Here is an 18,343-nt window from a genome sequence, read left to right on the forward strand (position 1 = left end):
CCGAGCAGGCCGGTCGGGCAGGCCGGTCAGTGGGGTGGTTAAGGTCGGGAGCATGAGCGCCCGTTACCTCCTCCCGTACGCCCCCGACGCGATCGGCGGCCTGCCCGCCGACCTCCCCGCCCTGGTCTGGGACGGGGACGGGCCGGTGCCGCCGGCCGACGCGCTCCGCGAGGTGGAGTTCTTCTGCCTGCCGTACATGCGGCACGCCGTCGCGCTCCCGGTGATCGGGCGACTGCCCGCGCTGCGAGTGGTCCAGACGCTCACCGCCGGGATGGACGACGTCCTGCCGCACGTGCCGGACGGCGTCGAGGCGTGCAACGCGCGCGGGCTGCACGACGCCAGCACCGCCGAGCTGGCGGTGACGCTGGTCCTCGCCTCGCTGCGCGGCGTGCCGCGCTTCACCCGGCTGCAGGACCAGGGGCGTTGGCAGCAGGAGTTCCACCAGTCGCTGGCCGACAAGACCGTGCTGATCCTCGGCTACGGCTCGATCGGCCGCGCCCTCGCCGCCCGCCTGGAGCCCTTCGAGTGCGAGATCGTCCGGGTCGCGCGCCGGGCCCGTCCCGAGGAGCGGGTGCACGGCGTCGACGAACTGCCCGGACTGCTCCCCGCTGCGGACGTCGTCGTGCTGCTGACCCCGCTGACCCCGGAGAGTCACCACCTGGTCGACGCCGCCTTCCTGGCCCGGCTGAAGGACGGCGCGCTGCTGGTCAACGTCGCCCGCGGCCCCGTCGTCGACACCGCGGCGCTGCTGGCCGAACTCACCGCGGGGCGGCTGCGCGCGGCGCTCGACGTCACCGACCCGGAACCGCTGCCCGCCGACCACCCGCTCTGGCACGCCCCCGGCACGCTGATCACCCCGCACGTCGGCGGCCCCAGCAGCGCCTTCCTGCCTCGGGCCAAGCGGCTGCTGCGCGAGCGGGTCCTGCGCTTCGAGGAGGGCGAGCCGCTCACTCCCGGCGCGTAGCCGGGGGAGGGTGAAGGGGGAGCGGGAGCGGAGCGCGGTGATGGCGGCAAGGCTGACCAGGGCCTGGGCGACCAGCAGGGCGGCGACCGGCCAGGAGGCGCCGTGGGCGCGGGCGCGCAACTCGCCGGCCAGCAGTGGCGCCGGTGCAGCGGACCGGGACGGCCAGCAGCACCGGGGCGGTGTTCCGGGTGTCGGCCAGCATGAACATCGGGAACGCGGCGGCGGCGGTGTAGTCGCAGCCGGGCCGCGAGGCCCGTTCCAGCCTGTTCCGATCGCCGAGCCACCTGTACAGGCCGAGCAGCACCAGGTCGGCGAAGACGCCGATGGACGGCAGGTACACCAGGACGAGGAACACCGCGACGAGCTGGTAGCCGCCCGTCCCCGGCATCCTCGCTCCGGCGGCCGGCGCCAGGGTGCCGGGCCGAGCGGCGGATCAGCAGCCCCGCGACGGTCAGCACCGCCGACAGCAGGAAGACCCCGGAGGCGAGCAACGGGACGATGGCGCTGCCGAGTTGGACGAAGGTCCCGCAGAGGCCGCGACGGCCGGGAGGCGCGTGCTCCACCGCCGTCAGGGTCGCCCCGTCCCACTCGCCGTCGAGCGCGAAACCCTGGACGAAGCGCGGCGCGACGAGCAGCACCGGCTCGGCGACGCCGAGCGGGCCGAAGAACAGCCTGCCCAGCGGTCGGGCGAGGAACGACCGGGTAGGAGGCGAGCGTGTCGGCGGCCAGGACCCCGGAGGGGGAGAACTCGTGGCCGCAGGCCAGCGCCGCCGCCGTCCCGTAGAAGACGAAGGCGTAGAACCCGACGGTGGCGCCGACCGTCGCGGCGAGGAGGGGGCGGGGGTGTTCGGCACGGCGCTCCTGCCGGCCCGGGGCGGTGCGGGCGAGGGGAGAACGGTCAACGCACCTTCTTCGGCGGAGGGTTGGCCGCCGTCCGCCGGGTGCGGGGCCAGCGGTTCTGGCAGTCTGGTGCACGGCGGGTCACGGGTCCCCGCGACCCGCGACCCGCGACGAACCGGACCGATCCGACCAGGAGGGCGTTCCATGGCAGCGCAGGAGCGGGAACCCGCCCAGTACGACGTCATCGGCGAGCGGTACAGCGACTTCAAGCGCCACCACGGCCTCTCGCCCGAGGAGCCCACGGTGCGCGCCCTGCTCGGCGACCTCACCGGCGCCCGGGTGCTCGACCTGGCATGCGGCTTCGGTCAGTACACCCGGCTGGCCAGGCGGCTCGGCGCCGCGCGCGCCGAGGGCGTGGACATCTCCGCGGAGATGGTGGCGCAGGCCCGGCAGCAGGAGGAGCGCGACCCGGCGGGAGCGGTCTACCACCAGTACGACGCGGCCGCGCTGCCGGTCCTCGGCAGCTTCGACGCGGTGGTCGCCATCTGGCTGTTCAACTACGCCGAGGACCCCGGCCGGATGGCCGACATGTTCCGGGGCGTCCGCGCCAACCTCGCCGCCGGTGGCCGCCTGGTCGCGGTGACCGTCCACCCCGGCTACGACCCGGACGATCCGGACCGCCAGCCCCTCCGGGCCCGCATCACGGCGGCCCGGCCCGTACCGCGCGGCACCGCCCTCGTCCTGGAGTTCCCGGTCGAACCGCCGGTCGAGCTGTCCTTCACCCGCTGGGACGCGGACGTCTACGAGCAGTCCGCCCGCGCCGCCGGCTTCACCGACCTGACCTGGCACCCCGTCACCCACCCGGAGGCGGGCACCCCGGACGGGGGCGACCCGTTCATCGTCGCCCTCACCTGCGAGTGAGCCGGCCGAAACCGGGTGCGCCGCACCGCCCGGACCGTTAGGTTCCGGGCGGGGACGGGCGGGGACGGGCGGGGACGGGCGGGGACGGGCGGGGACGGGCAGGGAAGTGCGGAGGAGGGGGGCATGGAGCAGCGGGTGACGGTCCATCAGGGGCGGTCCGGCGGGCGGCAGTACCGGGTGGTGCGGGTCGGGGACCGGCCGGGACGGCTCTCGGTGCTGGACGAGCAGTTCCGGATCACCGTGTACGCGGACCGCGCGGGGCTGTCCCGGCTGCTCGCCGCCTGGTCGCTCGCGGCCCGCTCCCCGCACACCCTGGTCCACCTCCCGCTGCGGACCCGTCCGGCGCCGGCCAACCCGCCGCTGGGTGACCGGAGCGTCCGCTACGACCTGGTGCTGGCCCACCACTCGCTGCAGTTCCCGCCCACCGGGTGGAAGCACCTGCGCTCTCGCCTCGACCCCGGCCGCCCGCAGACGACCCGCACCCCCGACGCCGACTTCACCACCGCCCCGGCCGCCACCGGACGGCGCCACCACCGCGAGACCCACGACCACCTGCGCTACGACCTCGCCGCCCACACCCTCTTCGTCACCGGCTCCGCCCCCGCCTACCGCGACCACGGCGTCGCCCTCCGCGACCTGCTCGCCACCGCCCCCGCCCTGCACCACACCCTCGGCCCGTTCGCCTCCGCCGGCGGCCACGAACGCCGGGGCCCCGAGACCACCCTGCTCCCGGCCCAGCCGCTCCGCCACACCCTCCGCCACGACGCGTCCGCCCCGACCGTCCTGAACGTCCAGTACTGCCCGGACTGGTACTGCTGACCGCTCCCGGGCGGCGGCGACGGCAACGGCGGCGGAGGAGAAGGACGGGTGGACGGGCGGGCGGGCGGTGGGGCCGGGGCTGACAGGCTGCATTCGTGGCGCTCGGCTGAGCCCGGACGCCGGTTGGGCCGTGACCACCCCCGAGCAGGCCGGGGAGGCTGCCGTTCTCCAGTGCTGGTGGCCTCGGAACCGGCCCCACCACAACGGACCCTAGCCGGGGGGACCGACAGGCCCCGGGGACGGGAACGGATCTTCCGGCAGCCCGCCGTCACGGCCGAACGGGGGCGGTGGTGCTTCCGGGGCGCTGCCGGTCGCTCCGCCCGCGCCCCGCCGCGCCTCCGTGCGCCCTGGCGGGACAGGCGTTCGGGCCCCGCGACCGGGTACCCGGTCAGCGACCCCGGATCCCCGCATCCCCGTACCCCCGGCTGCCGCTTCAGCGAGGCCGAAGCCGAAGTCGATGCCGAAGTCGATGCCTACGCCTATGCCTACGCCTATGCCTACGTCGAAGCCGAGAGCGGAGCCGACGCCGATGGACACCAGCAGCACCCCGAGGAGCGCGGTCGTCCTCGGGGCCGGTATCGCCGGGCTCGCCATGGCCCGGGTCCTGCACGACTTCTTCGACGCCGTCGTGCTCGTCGAACCCCACCCGCTGCCCGCGGACGACCGGCCTCGCGGCGGCGTCCCGCAGGCCCACCACATCCACGGCCTCACCGCGCGCGGTCTCGACCTGATGGAGGAGCTCTTCCCCGGCCTCGACCGCGAGTTGGAGGACGCCGGCACCCCGCGACTCGACCACGGGCGGGACGTCCTCACCTGCTTCCCGACCGGCAACGCCCCGCGCGTCGACACCGACCTGGGCTCCCGGCTCAGCAGCCGCGCGCTGATGGAGGCGCGGATCCGCGGCCGCGTCCTGGCCCTCCCGAACGTCGAACCGCGCACCGGCCTGCGGGTGACCGGCCTGGTCACCGACGCCGCCCGGAGCGCCGTCCGCGCGGTGGCCACCGACGACGGGGGCACCGTCCCCGGCGACCTGGTCGTCGACACCACCGGACGCTTCTCCCGCCTGCCCCGCCGACTGGCCGACGCCGGGTTCCCCACCCCGCCGACCCGGACCATCGACGCCGGCGTCGGCTACGCCTCGGGCCTCTTCGAAGCCCCCGACCAGTCATGGCTCGCCCTCATCCAGCCCACCGTCTGCCCCGACCGCACTCGCGGCGCCTACATCGGCAAGCTGGAGGGCAGCCGCTGGATGGTCACCCTGGTCGGCGCCTGCGGCGACCACCCGCCCGCCGACCAGGAGGGCTTCCGGGCGTTCGCCGACCGCCTCGACAACCCCGTGGTGGCCGCGTTCCTCGCCGAGGCCCGGCCCGTCTCGCCGCTGCACCGCTACGTCCGCACCGAGAACCACCGCACCGACTACCACCGGATGCCCGCCTGGCCCGACCGCTTCCTGGTCGCCGGTGACGCGGTCTGCGCCTTCAACCCCCTCTACGGCCAGGGCATCGGCGTCGCCCTGGAACAGGCCCTGCTGCTGCGCTCCCTGCTCGCCGCCCGCACCGGGCGGAGCACCCCGTCCGGCCCGGTCGGTGTGGCCGGTGTGGCCGAACTGACCGGCCTGGCCAGGGAGTTCCAGCGCCGCCTGCCCCGCACCACCGGGTACGCCTGGCGGATGTCGACCTTCCAGGACGCCATCTGGGCCCGCCACCGGGCCGGCCGCACCACCCGCCGCGACCGCGCCGTCACCTGGTACCTGGACCGCCTCTACCGGGCCGCCGCAGCCGACCCGGCCACCGCCGCGACGTTCGCCCGGGTCTTCCAGCGCGCCGCGCCGCCCACCGCCCTCCTCGGCCCGCGCGTCCTCCTCCGGATCCTCCGCGGCGGCTGACCCCGCCCCGCCCCGCCCCCGCCGAGGGCGCGGGAGCGGCGGCTGCTCAAGGGTCGCTCAAATGCCCTGGTGGTCGCTCCGCGGCTCTGACAGGCTGTGCGGCGCCCGCCGACCGGCGGCACGGTTTCGGGGAGAGGCCATGGCAGGAACGGAAGACGGGCGGTCGCCGGTGCTGCAGGAGTGCCCGACCTGCGGCCTGGACGACGAGGTGGTCGGGGTGCCGGCCGCGTACCACGCCGGGCGGGACACCGTCCGGGACGGCGAGGAGGGCGGCGTCCGGACGGTCAGCAGTTCGCTGTCCAGCGCGCTGGCCCCGGCGCCGACCCGGCTGCCGAGGGCGACCTCGTGCCTGATGGTCGTCGTGGGCCTGCACCTGGTGGCGGTCTCGATCGGGACGTTCGTGGCCGGCGCGCTCGCCGGGCACTGGTTCGACGGCGGGGACCCGGTGCCCGACGGTCCGGATCCGTACGGCGGCCGGTTCCACGGGACGGTGCTCCACCCGGCGGACGCCGCGTCCGCCGACCGGCCCTCGCTGCTGTTCCTCGGCTGGATCTCCGGCGCCGCGCTGCTGCTCGCGGTCGCGCTGTTCGTCGCCGTCCGGCGGCGGGCGCGCGCGGGTCGGCGGCAGGCGGCCCGGCAGGCGGACCGGCGGGCGGAGGCCGAACGGCTGTGGTCGCGCGGCTGGTACTGCCGGCGCTGCGGCACCGTGCACTTCCGCGCCGAACCCGGCTGCCCGGCCCGGGCGCTGACGCTGGGGGACTTCCGGCGGGAGGTCTGGGCGGCGGGCGGGTACGGCGACCCGGCCGAGAGCGCCGACCGGCCGGGCGTACGGAGCTGACCGGCACACGGGACGCGGCTGCGGCTGGCAGGGGTCGGGGGCCAGGGGCCGACGGGGCTCAGGGGCGGCGGGCCAGGAAGACGTACTCCTTGCCCGGGCGGTCCGGCGCGTCCCGGACCTCGACCGGTTCGAGGTCGGCGGCGCGCAGGTCGGCCTCCACCTCGGCGCGTTCGCGGAAGCGGAGGGTGGAGTCGGAGGTGAGGTGCTGCCCGTCCGCGGCGAACACGTAGTGCCAGCGGAAGGAGACCAGCGGGCCGTCGACGGCGAGCAGTTCGACCCAGCTCTCCACCGCGCCGACGCCCGGCAGCTCGCTGACCCGGTGGGACTCCGCCCGCGTCCAGGACTCCCAGGCGCGGGCCGCCGGCACCCTGGTCTCGAACACCAGGTGGCCGCCCGGGCGCAGCGCCGCGCGCACGCCCCGCAGGGTGGCGTGCCAGTCGGCCGGGGCGGTGATCGCCTGGGCGGCGTTGGCCGTCATGGTGACCAGGTCGACCCGCAGCGGGGGCAGCCCGGTGGCGTCCCCGACCAGCCAGCGGACCCGCTCGGCGCCCGGTTTGCCGCGCGCCACCTCGACGGACGCGGCGGCCGGGTCGACCCCGACCACCCGGGTGCCGCGCCCGGCCAGCAGCAGGGCGAACACGCCGGTGCCGCAGCCCAGGTCGAGGACCTCGGCGGCGCCCAACTCCCCGGCCAGGGCGAGGTAGGGGAGCAGGTCGCCGCGGTCCGGGTCGAGTGCGTCGTAGATCTCCGCCAGGCGGGGCAGCGTGAAGCATTCGTCGGCCATCCGCGCGACGGTAGTCCGCGGTCCGCGGCGGTGCACCCGGTTATCGGAGCGGGGACGGCGGGGCGGAAAAGGGTTTGCCGCGGGGGTGGCGGGTGCGTACGGTGGGCCGGGTGAACACCGGAACGGCCTTGGGCCACGCACGGATCGGTGACCCGGTGGGCGGCTGACCGCGCCCCGGGTGCCGCGAGGGCGTCCGCACGCACGAGGGCCGCCGAGGTCCGGGAGCAGTGCGCCTACCCGCCCCAGACCGACCACACCCGGAACGAGGTTCACCCGGCCATGCCCGCCGCCTTCAACCACACCATCATCGCCTCCAAGGACGCCGCCGCGTCCGCCGACTTCTACCGCGAGCTGCTGGAGGCCGAACAGGCGCCCTCCTGGGGCCCGTTCACCAACCTGAAGCTGGCCGACGGCGTCCTGCTGCAGTTCGCCGCGCCGCCGGTGGAGATCCAGATGCAGCACTACGCCTTTCTGCTCGACGACGAGCTGTTCGACCGCGCGTACGCGCGGCTGCGCGAGCGCGGTATCGACCACTGGGCCGACCCGCAGATGCGGCGCGCCGGTGAGACCAACACCGAGCACGGCGGGCGCGGCGTCTACCTGCTCGACCCGGCCGGCCACGGCCTGGAACTGATCACCCGCCCCTACCTGTAGACGGTTGCCCGCAGGTGGCGCAGTCGCCGGTAGGGCGGCCGCCCTACAGCCGCGGGGCGGGTGCGAGGATGGCGCGGTGATCGGTCATCGGGAACTGCGCGCCGCGCTCGCGGAGACGCGACGCGTCCTCGCCCCGCGGCTCGGCCGGGACTGGAGCGTTCCGGCCGGCCCGCTGGAGTGGAACTGCCGCGACACGCTGGCCCACCTCGGACACGACCTGCTCGGCTACGCCGGGCAGGTCACCGCCCGGCCCGGCGACCGCTACCTGCCCTTCGACCTGACGGTCCGTCCGGAAGCGGGCCCCGCCGAGGTGCTGGACACCGCGCTGGCCTGCGGCGAACTGCTCGCCCTCGCCCTGGCCGCCGCCGAGCCCGGCCTGCGCGCCTGGCACTGGGGCCCGACCGACCCGTCGGGCTTCGCCGCGATGGGCACCGCCGAGACGCTGCTGCACACCCACGACATCGCCACCGGCCTGGCCCTCGACTGGACGCCGCCGCCCGCGCTGTGCGCCGCCGTACTGGCCCGGCTCTTCCCCGACGCCCCGCCCGGCGACCCCGCCCCCGTCCTGCTCTGGTGCACCGGCCGGGCCGCACTGCCGGGCCGCCCGCGCCGCGCGTCCTGGACGTGGCGGGCGGCGCTCGACGAGTGAGCGGGGTGGAGGGCGGGAGCGGGACGGACGGGGGACGGGGCCGGGCGGCCCTCAGCGGACGGCGTCCGCCAGCCACTGGAGGACGGTGCGGGAGGGCAGACCGAGGACCGTCGAGGCGGAGCGGTCGGGGGTGATCGCGTTGTCCGGCAGGGTGCCCAGGAAGTCGTACAGCCCGGCTATGCCGGCGGCCGCGCCGGGTCCGAGCAGGGGCGCGATCAGGCCGCCGAAGGCCGCCGGGGCGAGCGCCTCGTAGCGGACGGCGTGCCCGAGGTGGGCGGTGAACGCCTCGGCGAGCTCGGGGCCGGTGAGCGCGGGGTGCAGGCCGACCTCGACCAGGCCGGTGACGTCCGGGCGGTCGAACAGGGCTGCCACGGCGTCGGCGACGTCCAGGTGCGAGGACCACGACACCGGGTGGCCGGCGGGCAGCGGGTAGCGCAGCACGCCCTGTTCGCGGGCCCCGGTCACGACGGGCGGCAGCAGCAGGTTCTCCAGGAACAGGCGCGGCGCCACCACCGCGTGGGACAGGCCGCTCCGCCCCAGCCCGTCGATCACGGCCGCGACCGCCGGGTCGGCGGCGGCGACGGGCCCGCCGCCGCTGGTGGAGAACACCACCCGGCCCGGGCGGGCGGCCTCCAGGGCGGCGACGACACTGCGGGCGTGGCGCAGCCGGTCCTCCGGCGCGCCGATCGGGAGGTGGACGAAGACGCCGGCCGCGCCGCGGTAGGCGTCGGTCAGCGCCTCGGTGGCCCCGAGGTCGACCGCCCGCACCCGGGCGCCGGCGACGACCGCGTCGGCGTTGCGGGTGAGGGCCGTGACGGGGGTGCCGGCGGCGGCGAGGGCGGCGGCGACGGGGGCGCCCTGGGCGCCGGTGGCGCCGTGGATGACGTAGCTCATGGCCCCAATTAGTGCACGGGGTGCACCAGTTACTTCAACTGCACTAATGGGCTACGGTGCCCCTGTGTCCACCGAATCCCGCTCCGGGCCTCGTCCCGGGCCCCGCTCCGGATCCCGCTCCGGATCCCCCGGGCTCCCCGAAGCCTCCGAGGTTCCCGAACTCCCCGAGCTGCCCGAGCTGCCCGAATGCGGGGTGGCCCGGTTCCTGGTCCTGCTCGAAGGGCCCTGGGCCACGCTGATCGTGCGTGAACTGCTGCACGGCCCGCACCGCTTCACCGAGCTGCGCGAGGCGCTCCCCCGGATCAGCCCGCACACCCTCACCAGCCGCCTGCGCCGGTTCGAGGCGCACGGCCTGGTCGTCCGCACGGCCTACCCCGAGATCCCGCCGCGGGTGGAGTACCGGCTCACCCCGCTGGGGGAGCGCCTCGGGCCGGTCCTCCAGGCGATGTCCGACTGGGCGACCTCGATCCCCGACCCCGTGCGGGGTCGCTAGAGTCGGGACATGAGCGAGCAGCAGGCGGAGCAGGCGGTACGGGCACCGTTCGGGAACTTCCCGCGGGTGCGGCGGGCGGTGGACGCGGCGGCGGAGCTGGCGCCGCCGGTGGCCGCGCTGCTGGCTGGGTGGGACGCCGGGCTGGCCCGGCAGGTGCTGTACGTCGACACCGATCCGGAGCTGGCCGACACCGCCGTGTTCTGCGCCGCGTACGACGTCCCGGCCGAGGCGTCCGCGAACTGCGTGGTGGTCGCGGCGAAGCGCGGCGGGGAGACCACGCTGGCCGCCGGACTCGTCCTGGCCACCACCCGGCTCGACGTCAACAAGGCGGTGCGCGGTCACCTGGGCGCGCGCAAGGTCTCGTTCGCGCCGATGGACACCGCCGTCGGCGAGAGCGGCATGGAGTACGGCGGCATCACCCCCGTCGGCCTGCCCGCCCCCTGGCCGCTGCTGGTCGACGCGGCCGTCGCCGCCGCCCCGTACGTCCTGGTCGGCAGCGGTCGGCGGCGCGGCAAGCTGATCCTGCCCGGCGCGGTCGCCGCCGCGCTGCCCGGAGCCCGGGTGCTGGAGGGCCTGGCCGGCTGAGAACGGGACCCGGGGCAGGGACCAAGGGGACCAAGAGGCCCGGGTCGGCGGGAACATCGAGCGGCTGCCGGGGGTTGGACCGGATGGTCCCCGTGGGGCGGTGCCCCGGGCGGGACGAGTCGAGGTACGGATGCGAGGAGTGAGTACGAGATGACCACTGACCGGGCTGTCCTGGCCGGCGGCTGCTTCTGGGGCATGCAGGAGCTGATCCGCAAACTCCCCGGCGTCGAGTCGACCCGCACCGGCTACACCGGCGGTCAGAACGCGCACGCCACCTACCGAAACCACCCCGGCCACGCCGAGGCACTGGAGATCGTCTACGACCCGGAGCGGATCAGCTACCGGACGCTGCTGGAGTACTTCTTCCAGATCCACGACCCGAGCACCCTGGACCGGCAGGGCAACGACATCGGCAGCAGCTACCGCTCCGCGATCTTCTACACGGACGAGGCCCAGCGCGCCACCGCCCTCGACACCATCGCGGACATCGACGCCAGCGGCCTGTGGCCCGGCAAGGCGGTCACCGAGGTGGTGCCGGTCGGCGACTTCTGGGAGGCCGAGCCCGAGCACCAGGACTACCTGCAGCACTACCCCAACGGCTACACCTGCCACTACCCGCGCCCCGGGTGGAAGCTCCCGGCACGCGAAGGCGCCTGAGGGCGGCCCGGTGGGCGGTCAGCCGGGCAGCAGGACGGACGGGCGGCGGCCACCGGTTCCTCCGGCGGCCGCCGCCCGTCGGCGTGTCCGGCGCCGGGAGCGCCCCGACCCGGCCGTCCGACCGGGCTGACCGGGCTGACCGGCGGTCCTGTGGCGGCACGCCGAGCGCTCCGCTGCTGAACCGGAACCGGAGTAGTAGCCGGAGCCGGAGCCGGAACCGCCCGGGCCCGCCACCGAGGGGCGGCTCGCCGTGGAACGCCCTGACCGCCCTCGCCCGCCCCCGGTCAGCCGGGGAGCACCGGGGCGGCCAGCAGCGGGGCGAGGCGTCGGGTGACCGTGGCCGGGTCGACCCGGTCGTTGGTGTCGACGGCCAGCAGCGGGCCGCCGAGCCGCAGGGGGCCGGGGAAGGTGGCGCGGATGACGGCGACGCGTTCGGCGACCTGCTCGGGGCTCTGCCGCCGGTCGAGGTGGCCGGGGTGGCGGGTGCGGGCCTGGAAGCGTTCGGCGGCGAGGGCGGGGTCGCAGTCGCAGAAGACCTCGACGAGTCGGCCGCCCAGTTCCCGCAGGCGCGCGGGTGCCGTCTCGTGGTGCCACCAGTTGTCCAGCACGGCTCCCCGGGTGCGGGCCGCCAGGCGGAACAGGACGTCGTCGCCGGCGCGGCTCAGGCGGCGGCGCCAGTCGTGGTCCCCGACGCCCAGCGAGTCGTAGAGCGATTCGAGGATCTCGTCCTTGTCGAGGAGCGGCAGCCCCAGCTCCTCGGCGAGAGCCCGGGCCAGGGTGCTCTTCCCGCTGGCCGGAAGTCCGGAGACGATCACGAAGGTTCTGTCGGTCACGGCACCATCCTGGCCCGTCCTCGGACCGGTACGCACCGCGCCCACCCCAAGGGCCTTCCTGCCACCGGCCTTTGGGAGCCGGGGGGCAGGGCCGGTCGGCGTCTGCGCAGTGCGGCGGACAGGTGGACGCCGGCGCCGGGCGCGGCGGTGGCGACGTGTCCGGTGGTGATCTCGTCGGCGTGGTGGGCGTGGTGGGCGTGGTGGTTCAGGTGCCGGCGCGGGCGCGGAGGAGGGCGTCGAGGGAGTCGACGATCCAGTCCCAGGACTGCTGGGGGTCGACCGGGGTGTGGGCGAAGCCGCCGGCCGCCTCCAGGCCGATGTAGCCGTGGAAGACGCTGCCGAGCAGCCGGACCGCGTGGGTCTGGTCGGGTTCGGGGAGGTGGTAACCGCGCAGGATGGCCCGGGTGAGGTGGGCGTGGCGGGGGGCGGCGCTGGCGGCGGCGGTCTGCGGGTCGAGGCGGAGGCGGGTGGCGTCGTAGCGGCCGGGGTGCTCCCGGGCGTAGCCGCGGTACGCCTCGGCGAAGGCGGCCAGCGCGTCGCGGCCGGAGCGGCCGGCGAGGGCGTCGGTGGCCCGGTCGGCGAGTTCGGCGAGGGCCAGCAGGGCGATCCGGACCTTGAGGTCGTGCGAGCTCTTGACGTGCGAGTAGAGGCTGGCCACCTTCACGTCGAAGCGGCGGGCCAGCTCGGTCACCGTGACCTGCTCGAACCCGACCTCGTCGGCGAGCTCGGCGCCCGCCCGGGCCAGTACCTCGGGGGTCAGACCTGCGCGTGCCACGGCGTCCACCCGTCCCTTCATGCGTTCGTACGTTCGTTCACCGTTCGGCGGTGCCTGCCGGTGACGGCCGGTGCTTCCTGGGGAGATTATCCATTTGCCTAAACGACTTAGGCAAATTAGCGTGGTGTTTCGTGAGAGAGCTGACCGACCCCGAGATCCGCGCCGCGTTCCTGAACTGCTCCAAGGGCGAGGCGAAGCGGCTGAACCTTCCCCGTGAGCTGGCCGAACAGCCCTGGCCGGAGCTGGACTTCCTCGGCTGGCGCGACCCGCAGGCCCCCGACCGGGCGTACCTCGTCACCGAGCTGGACGGCCGCCCGCAGGCCGTCGTCCTGCGCGCCTCCTCCGGTGCGTCCTGGCAGCCGCGCCGGAGCATCTGCTCGCTGTGCGTCACCACCCACACCGGCGGGGTCTCGCTGCTGGTCGCCCCGCTGGCCGGTCCCGCCGGGCGGCAGGGCAACTCGGTCGGCGCGTACATGTGCAGCGACCTGGCCTGTTCGCTGTACGTGCGCGGGCTGCGCGAGACCGGCAACCGGATCCACGAGTCGCTGACGCAGGAGCAGCGGATCGAGCGGATGCGCGGCAACCTGGCCGGCTTCCTGGCGAAGGTGCGCGGGACGGCGGCGGCCGACGCGGAGGGCTGAACCGCCGCGCGGACGAGGCGTGTCGGCCCCGCGCTTTCGCGGAGCCGGCTGTCGAACGGACGGCCAGGACGGCCGAAGGGGCCTCTGCGCCGGGACGACGGGACGTGTCGAGGGTCCAGTACGTCGCCGGGCGCGAGGCACCTTCCAGGCGGGCTCCGGGGCCGGTGCCGTCACTCCGTCCGCAGCACTTCCGCCACCGGCAGCCTCGCTGCGCCCCGGGCCGGCAGGTAGGCCCCCAGGGCGGCGATCAGGGCGCCGGCCAGGGTCAGCGGCACCAGGGTCGGCCAGTGCCACACGTGCAGCAGGGAGGCGGGGAGGTCGACCCCGGTGCCGTGCCCGGTGAGCGGGATGACGATCCGGTGCGCGAGCACCCCGAGCGGTACGCCGAGCAGCCCGCCGACCGCGCCGAGGACCGTCATGGAGGTCACCACCATGGCGATCACCTGGCGCGGGGTCATGCCGATCGACTTGAGCACGCCCAGGTCCCTGCGCCGCTCGCGGGTGCTCAGCACCACGGTGTTGAGCACCCCGAGGGCGGAGACCGCGATCAGCATCAGGGTGAGCGTCGACACCACGCCGATCACGACCTTCTCCATGGTCTCGACGCCGCCGTTGACCGAGGCCCCCACCCCGTGGTCCGCCTCGGTGACCGCCGAGGCGTAGGCGGCCGCATCGGTGCCCGGGGCGAGCTGGACGTAGAAGTTCACCGCGCGCCGGCCGGGGCTCAGCTTGATGAACCTGTCCCAGTCGAGGCTGGTGACGTCCCAGCCGCCGGAGGACTCGCCGACCACCGTCGCGGGGAGGGGCCGCCCGTCGGAGTCGTCCACAACGCGCTACGGGCCGGCGCCTCGGGCTTCCTGGTCAAGGACATGGCCCTGGACGACATCACGACGGCCGTCCGCGTGGTGGCCGACGGGGACGCCCTGCTCGCCCCCAAAGTCACCCGCCGCCTGATCGAGGAGTTCACCGCCCGCCCCCGGCCCGCCGCCGCCCGGCCCCCTCAGGACCTCCGGGGCATCACCGACCGCGAACGCGAAGTCCTCACCCTGATCGGCCGGGGCCTGTCCAACGCCGAGATCGCCGAAGCCCTCTTCATCACCGCTGCCACCGTCAAGGCCTACGTCACCCGCCTGCTGGCCAAGCTCGACGCCCGCGACCGCGTCCACCTCGTCATCACCGCCTACGAACACGGCTTGGTCTCCGCTGGCCGGCGCTAGGCGCGGCACCGGCCTCGCGCCCCGCGCCCCGGCCGACCAGCTGCTCGCCCAAGATCGAGACTAAGCTGCCCGGGACGGTCGGTGCGTCGACGAAGCGAGCGGCGCGGGGGAGGGGTGCGGACGGATGGCGAACTTCACGTTGGGCGGGGCGGCGGCCGACACCGACGAGGTGATCGCCGCGTACGACGCCCTGGAGCGGCGGATCTGGACCGGCCGGGCCGCCGCCTACGCCGCGAGCTTCGCCCGGCTCTGCGCCCGCCCGGTGCCCGACCTGCTCGACGCCGCCGGGGTCGGCCCCGGCACCGCGCTGCTGGACGTCGGCACCGGAACGGGTGCCGTCGCGGCCGCCGCCTGCGCGCGCGGCGCCCGGGTCACCGCCGTCGACGCCGAGCCCAGCATGCTCACCGAGGCCCGGCGGAACGCCCCCGGGGCCGCGGTGCACGCCGCGACGCTGCCCGAACTGACTTTCGCCGACCGGACGTTCGACGCGGTGGTCGGCAACTTCGTGATCAACCACGTCGGGCGGCAGCGCGCCGCCGTCGCCGAACTGCGCCGCGTCCTGCGCCCCGGCGGCCGGCTCGCCCTCACCACCTGGGCCACCCCGGCCCCGCGCGGGCAGAGCCTGCTGGGCCGGGCCGTCGAAGCCGCCGGCGCACCCCGCCCCGCGCACCTGCCGCCGGCGCCCGCCGCGCTGCAGGCCACCGGCAGCCCCGACGGCCTCACCGCGCTGCTCGCCGCCGCCGGCCTGCCCGACGCGCACTGCCGCACGCTGCGCTGGGACCACCGCACCACCGTGGAGGAGTGGTGGGCCGGCCCGGCCGGCCGGGTCGCCTTCATCGGCGAGCTGCTGCACCACCAGACGCCGGAGGTCCGGGCCGGGGTCAGGCGCGAATTCGTCCGCCTCGCCGAGGAGTTCCGCACCGCGGACGGCGCACTGGCCCTCCCGCACGCGGCCCTGCTGGTCTCGGCCCGCCGCTGATCGGGGCGGGCCGCCAACGGGCCTTCCGGCCAGGGGAGTTCGCCGGAGAGCCGGGTGTCCGGTGCGCGGAAGCCGATACGGGTGGCGACCCGGCGGGAGGCCGGGACGCGGGCGTGCCACTGCGGGAGCAGCCCGGCGGCGAGGGCGGGCGCGGGCCAGGTGATCTCGTCCGGCGACGCCTCGTCGCGCTCCGCCGGGCCGACCCGGTCCGTCAGCGCGCGCAACGCAGGGTGGTCGGCCGGGAGTCGCTCGACGGCGGGCGCGTCCGGGGCGGGCGCGTAGCGGGTCGGTGTGCCCGGCGGCGTCCGGCGCGGTGGCCGGGTCAGTGGCCGCCCTGCGGGGTCTCGCAGCCGCCCTCCACGTACGCGCCGTGCACCTCGATCCGGGGCGTGGCCGACAGCACGCCCGACAGGCACGGCCCGACGCCCGGGACGGAGAACGAGAACCGCACGCCGTCGGCGCTCTGGCCGACCCGGGCCTCCGGGTAGCCGAGGCGGGTCAGCAGGGCCTTGGCCTGCTCGGGCCCGGCCGGGGGCTGCCGGGCGGCCTCGACGGAGAGCCGCGAGGCGTGCTCGTTGCCCCGGCACTGCTGGAGCGGGGTGATCGAGGTCATCTTCAGGTACGCGTGGTTCTCGCCGTACTTGGGGTTCTCCGGCTGGTGGCCGCCGGACGAACCGGCGGCGGGCGTGGACGGCGGCATCGTGGCCTCCTTGCCCGCGCAGGCCGCGGCGACGGCCGGGAAGGCCCGGTCGTGGGCGGCCTCCGCCTGCCGGCGCTGCTCCGCGTACTGCCGCTGGGCCTCTGCCTGCGCGGAAGTCTGCGCGCCGGGGGCGCCCGAGGATCCGGCGGCGCGGGTGGAGCCGCATCCGGTGAGCCCGCCGAGCAGGGCGGCGACGGCGAGGGTGGCGGCGGTCGCGGACAGGGTGGGACGTATCACGGTGCGCTGCTCCGGTCGGTCGGTCGGTCGGTCGGTCGGTGGGCGGGGGCGGGCTCCGGGCCCGTCGGGCCGCCATCGTTTCGTGTGCGGCGTATCGGAGGGAAGAGTACGCGCACTCGACTGAGGGGGCGTCAGCGGGGTCGGGCGGGAGTCGGGTGGCGGGGTCAGGGCAGTCGGGTGGCGGCGCGGAGGGCCGGAAGGTGGTCGGCGAGGAAGGTGTCGACCGTGCGGGCGGGGCGGCCGAGCAGGTCGGGGACGGCGGTGGTGACTTCGGCGAGGGTGCCGGTGGCGACCTCGCGGAGCAGGGTGGCGAGGTCGGCGGCGAAGGAGGCGGGCAGGCCCTGGGCGGTCAGGGCGGCGGCGACCTCGTCCGGGGTGAGCGGGAGCAGGTCGACGGGGCGGCCCAGGGCGTGCGCGACCCGGTCGGCCAACTGCCGGTCGGTGAGGGCCTGCGGGCCGGTCAGGACGAAGGACTCGCCCGGGCGCGGGGCCCCGGTCAGCAGGACTTCCGCGCACTCGGCGATGTCCCGGCAGTCGAGGTGCGAGACGGGCGCGCCGCCGTAGCGGCCGACCAGTCGCCCGTCCGGGGTGAAGGCGCCCGGGAGCAGCAGGTTCTGCAGGAAGCCGGACGGCAGCAGCAGCGTCCAGCCCGGGACGGCGGCGGTGAGGCGGCGGTCGAGGACGCCGTGGGCGCCCTGGGCGAGCCGGCTGCCCGGTTCGGCGTGCCAGACCGAGACCTTCACCACGCGTTCGACGCCCGCCGCCGCGGCCGCCTCGATGGCGGCGGTGTACTGGCGGACCATCGGCTGCTCCCCGTCCACCGGCACGGCGCCGGGGCCGTTCAGGAACAGCCGGTCGACGCCCGCGAAGGCGGCGGTCAGCGAGGCCGGGTCGTCGAAGTCGCCGACGGCGTACGGGCAGCCGAGGGCGCGGCCCTTGGCCTCGTCGCGGACCGGGGCGCGGAACTCGGCGCCCCGGTCGGTGAGGCGGCGGACCAGGTGGCGGCCGATCGAGCCGGTGGCTCCGGTCAGCAGGATCATGGCGGGTTCTCTCCTCGGCTGGGCGTGCGGGTGCGGGTGGGGATGCGGGTGTGGAGGGGGCCCCGGGTAAGCTGAGGCATCCTCGGTTTCGGCTTAAGTCGAGGATGCCTCGACTTGTTGTGCGAGGGCAAGTACCCACCGGGAAAAGGGAGCTGATGACGTGACCGGGACCGCCCGCCGCCGACCGCGCGCCGACGCGCTGCGCAACCGCGAACGGCTGCTCGCCGAGGCCGACGCGGTGTTCCGCGCGGAGGGCACCGGCGCCTCGCTGGAGGGGATCGCCCGCCGGGCCGGCGTCGCCACCGGCACGCTCTACGGCCACTTCCCGACCCGGGCCGCGCTGATCGCCGCGCTGCTGGAGGCGCGCAACGAGGAACTGTTCGACTACGGGGACGGGTTGGCCGCCCACCCCGACCCGGCGCGCGCCCTGGCCGACTGGATCCGCGCGGTCGTCCGGCACGCCGCCGCCTACCAGGGCCTGGCCGCCGCACTCGCCGCCCGGGCCGACGAACTCCTCGACTCCTGCCACCGGATGACCGCGATCGGCGAGCACCTGGTCGACCGGGCCCGGGCGGCGGGCGCGCTGCGCGGCGACACCACCGGCGCCGACGTGTTCACCCTGACGAACGCCGCCGCCTGGGCCCGCGAACACGACACCGCCGAACAGGCCGACCGGCTGCTCGACCTCGCGCTGGCCGGGATGATCGCGGCAGGGGCCGGATGAGCGCAGGCGGAGGGCGCGGCCGAGGTCGAGTCGGGCGCCCCCGGGTCGGCGGCCCGGCTGTTGCACGGGTGAGGGCCCGCCGGAATGCCGGTGAAGGTTCAACAAGATTCAACCGGGTCGGAATTTTCAACACATCCACGGGTCATATGACTGGATGGTGGACGTACTGATTCGGCACTGTGGTGACGGGCCCGACACCGGCCGCGCCACGGGG

Annotated in this window: 21 protein-coding genes; 14 read left to right on the forward strand and 7 right to left on the reverse strand. The window is 75.8% G+C overall.

The window, feature by feature from the left end; all coding sequences use genetic code 11:
- Positions 1-52 precede the first annotated feature (52 nt).
- The 5 genes from KSE_RS36145 to KSE_RS36170 all read left to right on the forward strand — a co-directional run bounded on the left by KSE_RS36145 (position 53) and on the right by KSE_RS36170 (position 6,267).
- On the forward strand, positions 53-964 hold the full coding sequence (locus KSE_RS36145; RefSeq protein WP_014140355.1) for a 2-hydroxyacid dehydrogenase: 912 nt from the start codon (positions 53-55) through the stop codon (positions 962-964).
- A gap of 1,044 nt (positions 965-2,008) precedes the next feature.
- Entirely contained in the window at positions 2,009-2,725 is a 717-nt protein-coding gene (locus KSE_RS36155; RefSeq protein WP_014140357.1) for a class I SAM-dependent methyltransferase, read from the forward strand.
- A 123-nt stretch (positions 2,726-2,848) separates the two neighbouring features.
- Complete coding sequence (locus KSE_RS36160) at positions 2,849-3,544, forward strand: hypothetical protein (protein WP_014140358.1); 696 nt, start codon at positions 2,849-2,851, stop codon at positions 3,542-3,544.
- A gap of 529 nt (positions 3,545-4,073) precedes the next feature.
- Positions 4,074-5,429 (forward strand): FAD-dependent oxidoreductase, encoded by a 1,356-nt coding sequence (locus KSE_RS36165; protein WP_014140359.1) that lies wholly within the window; start codon positions 4,074-4,076, stop codon positions 5,427-5,429.
- A 139-nt stretch (positions 5,430-5,568) separates the two neighbouring features.
- Complete coding sequence (locus tag KSE_RS36170; RefSeq protein ID WP_014140360.1) at positions 5,569-6,267, forward strand: hypothetical protein; 699 nt, start codon at positions 5,569-5,571, stop codon at positions 6,265-6,267.
- Between the two features lie 58 nt (positions 6,268-6,325).
- Here KSE_RS36170 and KSE_RS36175 read toward each other — a convergent pair whose 3' ends face one another.
- Positions 6,326-7,051 (reverse strand): class I SAM-dependent methyltransferase, encoded by a 726-nt coding sequence (locus KSE_RS36175; protein WP_014140361.1) that lies wholly within the window; start codon positions 7,049-7,051, stop codon positions 6,326-6,328.
- Positions 7,052-7,330: 279 nt separating this feature from the next.
- Between KSE_RS36175 and KSE_RS36180 the strand changes: the two genes are divergently transcribed.
- Entirely contained in the window at positions 7,331-7,705 is a 375-nt protein-coding gene (locus KSE_RS36180) for a VOC family protein (protein WP_014140362.1), read from the forward strand.
- Between the two features lie 76 nt (positions 7,706-7,781).
- Positions 7,782-8,354 (forward strand): maleylpyruvate isomerase N-terminal domain-containing protein, encoded by a 573-nt coding sequence (locus KSE_RS36185; protein ID WP_014140363.1) that lies wholly within the window; start codon positions 7,782-7,784, stop codon positions 8,352-8,354.
- 51 nt (positions 8,355-8,405) lie between these two features.
- On the opposite strand, the gene KSE_RS36190 is transcribed toward KSE_RS36185, so the two are convergent.
- On the reverse strand, positions 8,406-9,248 hold the full coding sequence (locus KSE_RS36190; RefSeq protein ID WP_014140364.1) for an SDR family oxidoreductase: 843 nt from the start codon (positions 9,246-9,248) through the stop codon (positions 8,406-8,408).
- Between the two features lie 64 nt (positions 9,249-9,312).
- Between KSE_RS36190 and KSE_RS36195 the strand changes: the two genes are divergently transcribed.
- From KSE_RS36195 to msrA, 3 genes are all read left to right on the forward strand, one after another.
- Positions 9,313-9,741: a winged helix-turn-helix transcriptional regulator gene (locus KSE_RS36195; RefSeq protein WP_231873279.1), complete on the forward strand. Its 429-nt coding sequence runs from the start codon at positions 9,313-9,315 to the stop codon at positions 9,739-9,741.
- Between the two features lie 9 nt (positions 9,742-9,750).
- Positions 9,751-10,326, forward strand: coding sequence for a YbaK/EbsC family protein (locus KSE_RS36200; protein ID WP_014140366.1), 576 nt, complete (start codon positions 9,751-9,753; stop codon positions 10,324-10,326).
- 150 nt (positions 10,327-10,476) lie between these two features.
- Positions 10,477-10,983 carry a peptide-methionine (S)-S-oxide reductase MsrA gene (gene msrA, locus KSE_RS36205; protein ID WP_014140367.1) on the forward strand — a complete coding sequence of 169 codons (507 nt, stop codon included), beginning with the start codon at positions 10,477-10,479 and terminating at the stop codon, positions 10,981-10,983.
- A gap of 284 nt (positions 10,984-11,267) precedes the next feature.
- Here msrA and KSE_RS36210 read toward each other — a convergent pair whose 3' ends face one another.
- Both KSE_RS36210 and KSE_RS36215 read right to left on the reverse strand, forming a co-directional pair.
- Positions 11,268-11,816 carry an AAA family ATPase gene (locus KSE_RS36210; protein WP_014140368.1) on the reverse strand — a complete coding sequence of 183 codons (549 nt, stop codon included), beginning with the start codon at positions 11,814-11,816 and terminating at the stop codon, positions 11,268-11,270.
- A gap of 205 nt (positions 11,817-12,021) precedes the next feature.
- Positions 12,022-12,591, reverse strand: coding sequence for a TetR/AcrR family transcriptional regulator (locus KSE_RS36215; protein WP_033258353.1), 570 nt, complete (start codon positions 12,589-12,591; stop codon positions 12,022-12,024).
- Positions 12,592-12,722: 131 nt separating this feature from the next.
- Between KSE_RS36215 and KSE_RS36220 the strand changes: the two genes are divergently transcribed.
- A complete protein-coding gene (locus tag KSE_RS36220; protein WP_014140370.1) occupies positions 12,723-13,232 on the forward strand; it encodes an FBP domain-containing protein in 510 nt (169 codons plus the stop codon).
- Positions 13,233-13,402: 170 nt separating this feature from the next.
- Here KSE_RS36220 and KSE_RS46430 read toward each other — a convergent pair whose 3' ends face one another.
- Positions 13,403-13,828, reverse strand: coding sequence for an ABC transporter permease (locus tag KSE_RS46430; protein WP_197540786.1), 426 nt, complete (start codon positions 13,826-13,828; stop codon positions 13,403-13,405).
- A 36-nt stretch (positions 13,829-13,864) separates the two neighbouring features.
- Between KSE_RS46430 and KSE_RS45395 the strand changes: the two genes are divergently transcribed.
- Together KSE_RS45395 and KSE_RS36235 are read left to right on the forward strand one after the other, a co-directional pair.
- Positions 13,865-14,449 carry a response regulator transcription factor gene (locus KSE_RS45395; protein ID WP_014140372.1) on the forward strand — a complete coding sequence of 195 codons (585 nt, stop codon included), beginning with the start codon at positions 13,865-13,867 and terminating at the stop codon, positions 14,447-14,449.
- A 124-nt stretch (positions 14,450-14,573) separates the two neighbouring features.
- Positions 14,574-15,428 (forward strand): class I SAM-dependent methyltransferase, encoded by an 855-nt coding sequence (locus tag KSE_RS36235; protein WP_014140373.1) that lies wholly within the window; start codon positions 14,574-14,576, stop codon positions 15,426-15,428.
- 322 nt (positions 15,429-15,750) lie between these two features.
- On the opposite strand, the gene KSE_RS36240 is transcribed toward KSE_RS36235, so the two are convergent.
- Positions 15,751-16,365, reverse strand: a complete 615-nt coding sequence (locus KSE_RS36240; protein ID WP_014140374.1) for a hypothetical protein — start codon at positions 16,363-16,365, stop codon at positions 15,751-15,753.
- A gap of 164 nt (positions 16,366-16,529) precedes the next feature.
- Positions 16,530-17,405, reverse strand: coding sequence for an NAD(P)H-binding protein (locus KSE_RS36245; protein WP_014140375.1), 876 nt, complete (start codon positions 17,403-17,405; stop codon positions 16,530-16,532).
- Between the two features lie 160 nt (positions 17,406-17,565).
- Here KSE_RS36245 and KSE_RS36250 point away from each other — a divergent pair, with 160 nt between their 5' ends.
- A complete protein-coding gene (locus KSE_RS36250) occupies positions 17,566-18,129 on the forward strand; it encodes a TetR/AcrR family transcriptional regulator (RefSeq protein ID WP_014140376.1) in 564 nt (187 codons plus the stop codon).
- Positions 18,130-18,343: the final 214 nt, after the last annotated feature.

This window comes from Kitasatospora setae KM-6054, assembly GCF_000269985.1.
Classification (GTDB): domain Bacteria; phylum Actinomycetota; class Actinomycetes; order Streptomycetales; family Streptomycetaceae; genus Kitasatospora; species Kitasatospora setae.

Excerpts from the sequence above, each read along its gene's own strand:
- KSE_RS36145 (WP_014140355.1), top strand. The coding sequence starts at position 53 with ATGAGCGCCCGTTACCTCCTCCCGTACGCCCCCGACGCGATCGGCGGC.
- KSE_RS46430 (WP_197540786.1), bottom strand. The coding sequence starts at position 13,828 with ATGGAGAAGGTCGTGATCGGCGTGGTGTCGACGCTCACCCTGATGCTG.
- KSE_RS36175 (WP_014140361.1), bottom strand. The coding sequence starts at position 7,051 with ATGGCCGACGAATGCTTCACGCTGCCCCGCCTGGCGGAGATCTACGAC.
- KSE_RS36190 (WP_014140364.1), bottom strand. The coding sequence starts at position 9,248 with ATGAGCTACGTCATCCACGGCGCCACCGGCGCCCAGGGCGCCCCCGTC.
- KSE_RS36235 (WP_014140373.1), top strand. The coding sequence starts at position 14,574 with ATGGCGAACTTCACGTTGGGCGGGGCGGCGGCCGACACCGACGAGGTG.
- KSE_RS36160 (WP_014140358.1), top strand. The coding sequence starts at position 2,849 with ATGGAGCAGCGGGTGACGGTCCATCAGGGGCGGTCCGGCGGGCGGCAG.
- KSE_RS36180 (WP_014140362.1), top strand. The coding sequence starts at position 7,331 with ATGCCCGCCGCCTTCAACCACACCATCATCGCCTCCAAGGACGCCGCC.
- KSE_RS36170 (WP_014140360.1), top strand. The coding sequence starts at position 5,569 with ATGGCAGGAACGGAAGACGGGCGGTCGCCGGTGCTGCAGGAGTGCCCG.
- KSE_RS36155 (WP_014140357.1), top strand. The coding sequence starts at position 2,009 with ATGGCAGCGCAGGAGCGGGAACCCGCCCAGTACGACGTCATCGGCGAG.
- KSE_RS36245 (WP_014140375.1), bottom strand. The coding sequence starts at position 17,405 with ATGATCCTGCTGACCGGAGCCACCGGCTCGATCGGCCGCCACCTGGTC.
- msrA (WP_014140367.1), top strand. The coding sequence starts at position 10,477 with ATGACCACTGACCGGGCTGTCCTGGCCGGCGGCTGCTTCTGGGGCATG.
- KSE_RS36165 (WP_014140359.1), top strand. The coding sequence starts at position 4,074 with ATGGACACCAGCAGCACCCCGAGGAGCGCGGTCGTCCTCGGGGCCGGT.
- KSE_RS36200 (WP_014140366.1), top strand. The coding sequence starts at position 9,751 with ATGAGCGAGCAGCAGGCGGAGCAGGCGGTACGGGCACCGTTCGGGAAC.